The 4,516-nt window shown below is 71.1% G+C and carries 5 protein-coding genes; 4 read left to right on the top strand and 1 reads right to left on the bottom strand.

The window, feature by feature from the left end:
- Window positions 1-248: 248 nt before the first annotated feature.
- Complete coding sequence (locus BCY76_RS16975; protein WP_070159056.1) at window positions 249-1,481, bottom strand: 4-hydroxybenzoate 3-monooxygenase; 1,233 nt, start codon at window positions 1,479-1,481, stop codon at window positions 249-251.
- Window positions 1,482-1,612: 131 nt separating this feature from the next.
- On the opposite strand from BCY76_RS16975, the gene BCY76_RS16970 reads away from it, so the two are divergent.
- The 4 genes from BCY76_RS16970 to BCY76_RS16955 all read left to right on the top strand — a co-directional run.
- Window positions 1,613-2,404: an IclR family transcriptional regulator gene (locus BCY76_RS16970; protein WP_070159055.1), complete on the top strand. Its 792-nt coding sequence runs from the start codon at window positions 1,613-1,615 to the stop codon at window positions 2,402-2,404.
- Window positions 2,405-2,469: 65 nt separating this feature from the next.
- Window positions 2,470-3,261: a protocatechuate 3,4-dioxygenase subunit beta gene (pcaH, locus tag BCY76_RS16965; RefSeq protein ID WP_070159054.1), complete on the top strand. Its 792-nt coding sequence runs from the start codon at window positions 2,470-2,472 to the stop codon at window positions 3,259-3,261.
- Window positions 3,262-3,263: 2 nt separating this feature from the next.
- The gene (pcaG, locus tag BCY76_RS16960) at window positions 3,264-3,860 is read left to right on the top strand and encodes a protocatechuate 3,4-dioxygenase subunit alpha (protein ID WP_070159053.1); all 597 of its coding nucleotides are present in this window, start codon (window positions 3,264-3,266) and stop codon (window positions 3,858-3,860) included.
- A gap of 13 nt (window positions 3,861-3,873) precedes the next feature.
- A partial coding sequence (locus tag BCY76_RS16955; protein WP_272896875.1) for a lyase family protein occupies window positions 3,874-4,516 on the top strand: 643 nt, incomplete at its 3' end.

Raw genomic sequence — 4,516 nt, 5'->3', positions numbered from 1 at the left:
CCGCGCGGGAGGCGGCGAGCACGTCCTCCCGGGAGGCGCGCCCACGGGCCCCGAGGGTCTCGCCGGTGGCGGGCTCCCGGACGGTGATCGTGCCGTCGGAACCCTCCGTCCAGCGCGTGGAGTGGATCTTTCCCGTCCAGGTGGTGGAGTCCAGCAGCGTCATCGATGCCTCTCTCTCGTGGTGGTCTGCCCGGTGGTCTGTCCCGTGGTGGGTTCTCAGGTGGTCAGGTCGTCAGGTTCTCAGGTCGTCAGGCGTCGGCCCAGCCGGTGTACGAGTCCGCGAAGTAGGCCTGCCCGTGGACTGATCCGGTGATGGCGTCGAACTCACCGCGGCGTCGCTGGTGGGCGAAGGGATCCTCCCCGGGCCGGCGGTGCAGCAGGTTGGTGGCCCACCAGGAGAAGTTCTGGGCCTTCCACACCCGGTCCAATGCGGTCTTCGAATAGCGGCGCAGGGGTTCGGTGACAGTCTCCGGGTCGACGTCGGCCGCGCCCTCGACGCCCTGCCTCAGGCCGGTGAGGAACTCCTCGATGCGCGGCACCAGGGCGCGGACGTCGGAGAAGGCGAGGTTGAGCCCCTTGGCACCGGTGGGCGGCACGGTGTGCCCGGCGTCGCCGGCCAGGACGAGCCGCCCGTGGGTCAGCGGGTCGCAGACGTAGGAGCGGAAAGGCAGCACCGTCTTGTCGATGATCCGCCCGCGTTTCAGCGCCACCACGTCCTCGCCGCCGAGCACCCGCTGGATGTGGTCGAAGATGGCGTCGTCGCTCCAGTCCTCGGGGTCGGTGTCCGGATCGCACTGGAAGTACATGCGGGTGATGTCCTCGTTGCGCTGGGAGATCAGCGCGAAGCCGACCTCGGAGTTCGCATAGATCAGCTCCGGGGCAGTAGGCGGGGCCTCGCAGAGGATCCCGAACCAGGCGAAGGGGTAGGTGGTGCGGTAGTCGGTGCGGACGTCATCAGGGATGAGCTTCCGGCACATGGACCGGGACCCGTCGGCGCCGACGATCAGCTCCGCCTCGATCCGCCGCGCCTCGCCGGCGGCATCCGTGAAGGTGATCGCCGGGGCGTCGCCCTCGAGCCCTTCGACGGCGGCGTCGTCCACCTCCCAGTGGATCTCGCCGCCCTCGGCCTGCCAGGCGGTCGCCAGATCATGGAAGACTTCGTTCTGCGGGTAGAGCCACACCGAGCGGCCCACCAGGGCCTGGAAGTCGATGCGGTGCTGGACCCCGTCGAAGCTGAGCACCGTGCCCTCGTGCTCGTGCCCCTCAGTGAGCACCCGGGAGCCGATCTCGGCGTCGACCAGCATGTCCACCGTCGGCGCCTCGAGGATGCCCGCCCGCTGAGTGGCCCGGATGGTCTCCTGGCTGCGGCGTTCGACGACGGCGACGCTGATCCCGCGGCGCGTGAGCAGCAACGCCGTCATCAGGCCGGCCGGCCCGCCGCCCACGATGCCGACGTCGACTCGGCTGGTGTGTGCGCTCACTGGTTCTCCCTGCTGATCTGGTCCTGCTGATGTGTTCTGGGACACGATCAGTGTGGCGACGGCAGGGGCGAGACACCAGGAGAATCCCATTGAACAGGACTCGCCCACGGCATGGCCGATACCCTGGTCCCATGGCCAACTCCCCCAGCGGCGACGCCGTCCTGGACCGCGTGATGCGGCTGTTCGCCGCCCTGGAAGAGCAGCCGGCCCAGACCCCTGGCGACCTCGTCGCCGCCGCACGCCTGCCCCGGACCACCGGATACCGGCTCATCCGGGAGCTGCGCACACGCGGCCTGCTGGCGCTGACCGATGGTGGCGAGATCGTCGTCGGGCGCCGAGTGTGGGAGATCGCCCAGCACGCCCCCATCCACCGGGAGCTGCGCAGCGCAGCGCTGCCGTACATGCAGGACGTCAATGCGGTGGTCCGGCAGACCACCCAGCTCTCGGTGCTCGCCGACGACGGCGCACTGATCGTGGAGCGGCTCTCCCGGCACGGCGCCGTCGCCAACCCGGCGGAGGTGGCGACCACCATGCCGGCGCATCTGACCTCCATGGGACATGTGCTGCTGGCCTTCGCACCTCAGCGCACCGCCGAGCGCTGGTGGGCCGAGCACGGGGACCGCGCGGAGGCGGCCCGGCCGGAGCTGCGCCGGGAACTCGCCGAGGCCCGTCGGCGGAGCCACGCCCTGCTGGTGGGCGTCATCAACACCGAGACCGCAGGGCTCTCCGTGCCGGTGCTGGACCCTCGCGGACGCGCACTGGCCGCGCTGACCGTCGTCGTACCGCGGGATTCCCCCGAGATCCCACAGTTCCTCATGGCGCTGCAGACCGCCGCCCGCGGCATCAGCCGGGCCATGCCCCAGCCGACTGTGCCATTGAATGAGACACCCGTGGTGCGACCCCTTCAGAGCCCCGCAGACTGAGGACGCACCCGTCCCCACCGGCATCCTGAGGGAGCGCCCGGTCTCACCTGCGAAGGAGCGGATCCATGGCGGAGAAGCCCACCGATCCGGATGCGGCGGCGGCCTCCCAGGAGGAGATCGACGCCGAGATCGCCCAGATCCACCGCGACTACGAATCGCGCAAGGCCACCGACGGGGAGGAGACCAGCGCCCGGCTGAACTTCCCGCCCTACCGCAGCTCGCTGCTGCGCCACCCCACCAAGTCGCTGCACCACGCCGACCCCGAGGAGATCGAGCTCCACAGCCCGGCCTTCGGCCACCAGGACGTCTCCCCGCTGGAGGCGGACCTGACCATCCAGCACCACGGTGAGCCCATCGGAGAGCGCATCGTCGTCACCGGGCGGGTGCTCGACGGCGACGGCCGCCCCGTGGCGAATCAGCTGATCGAGATGTGGCAGGCCAACGCCGCCGGCCGGTACATGCACAAGCGGGACCAGCACCCCGCCCCGCTGGACCCCAACTTCACCGGCGTCGGCCGCGCACTGACGGGCCCGAACGGGGAATACACGTTCACCACCATCAAGCCGGCGCCCTACCCGTGGAAGAACCACCACAACGCCTGGCGCTCGGCGCATCTGCACTTCTCGATGTTCGGCACCGACTTCACCCAGCGGATCGTCACGCAGATGTACTTCCCCGGGGACCCGATCTTCGACCTGGACCCCATCTACCAGTCCATCACGGACCCCAAGGCGCGCGACCGCCTGGTGGCCGAGTACGACCACTCGGTGTCCCAGCACGAATGGAACACCGGCTACCGCTGGGACATCGTGCTGTCCGGCAGCAACCGCACCTGGTCCGAGCAGGAGGAGCACTGATCATGGCCCGCACCCCCGGCGACCTGACCCCCATCCCCGCCCAGACGGTGGGCCCCTTCTTCGGCTTCGCGCTGCCCTATGAGGGCGGGCCGGATCTGGTGGACCGCTCCCACCCGCAGGCGGTGCGGCTGCACGGCACCGTCTACGACGGCGAGGGCGCCCCCGTCCCGGACGCGCTGATCGAGATCTGGCAGCCCGACGGCGAGGGCCGCATCCCTGCCGAGCCGGGCTCCCTGCACCGTGACGGCCACACCTTCACCGGGTGGGGCCGGGCCGCCGTGGACGCAGTGGGCCACTACAGCTTCACCACTGTGGAGCCGGGCCCGACGGCGGCCGGTGCGGCACCGTTCATCCTGGTCACGGTCTTCGCCCGCGGACTGATGGACCGACTCTTCACCCGCGCGTACCTGCCGGAGCACACCGACGCCCTGGCCGCCGACCCCCTGCTGGCCTCCGTGCCGGAGGACCGACGCCACACGCTGATCGCCGCCCGCGACGACGACGGCGGCCTGCGTTTCGACATCCGGTTCCAAGGCCAGGACGAGACGGTCTTCCTGAGCTACCCGAACACCCCACAGGTCACCGGCCCGGTGGACTGACACGATGGTGTCCATGACATCTCCCCTGCACCAACACTCTGCTGGGCCCGCGACCGGGCAGCACGGCCTGCTGAACCCAGCCTGGGCCGGGACCGCCGCGGCGTCGATGACCTCCGACGCCGCCGTCGTCGCCGCGCTGCTGGAGGTGGAGGCGACCTGGGGCGAGGTGCTGGCCGAGGCGGAACTCGCTCCGGCGCAGAGCGCGGACGCACTGCGGGAACTGAGCCGGGACATGGCAGCCCATCCGGACCCGGCGGTGCTGGCCGAGGCCGCCACCGGCGGCGGCAACCCGGTGATCCCACTGCTCGCCGAGGTGCGCCGGCTGCTGGCCGAGCGCGGAGCCACGGATGCCGCGCTGCACCGCGGAGCCACCAGCCAGGACGTGCTGGACACCGCCCTGATGCTGGTGGTGCGTCGGGTGATCGACCAGGTCGTGACGGATCTGCTTCGCACCGGGGAGGTGCTGAGCCGGACGGCGGACGCCCACCGGGAGACGCTCGCCGTCGCCCGGTCGCTGACCCAGCCCGCGCTGCCCACCGTCTTCGGGCTCCGCGCCGCCCAATGGCTGGCCGCAAGCTCAGCGACGCCGCGAGAACCTGCATGTCGCCGCCGGTGCCGCCCCCTGCAGTGGGGCGGGCCGTCGCACCCAGGCCGCG

Source organism: Nesterenkonia sp. PF2B19, assembly GCF_001758425.2.
In the GTDB taxonomy this organism is placed as follows: domain Bacteria; phylum Actinomycetota; class Actinomycetes; order Actinomycetales; family Micrococcaceae; genus Nesterenkonia; species Nesterenkonia aethiopica.
This window is presented reverse-complemented; position numbering and strand designations above follow the sequence as displayed.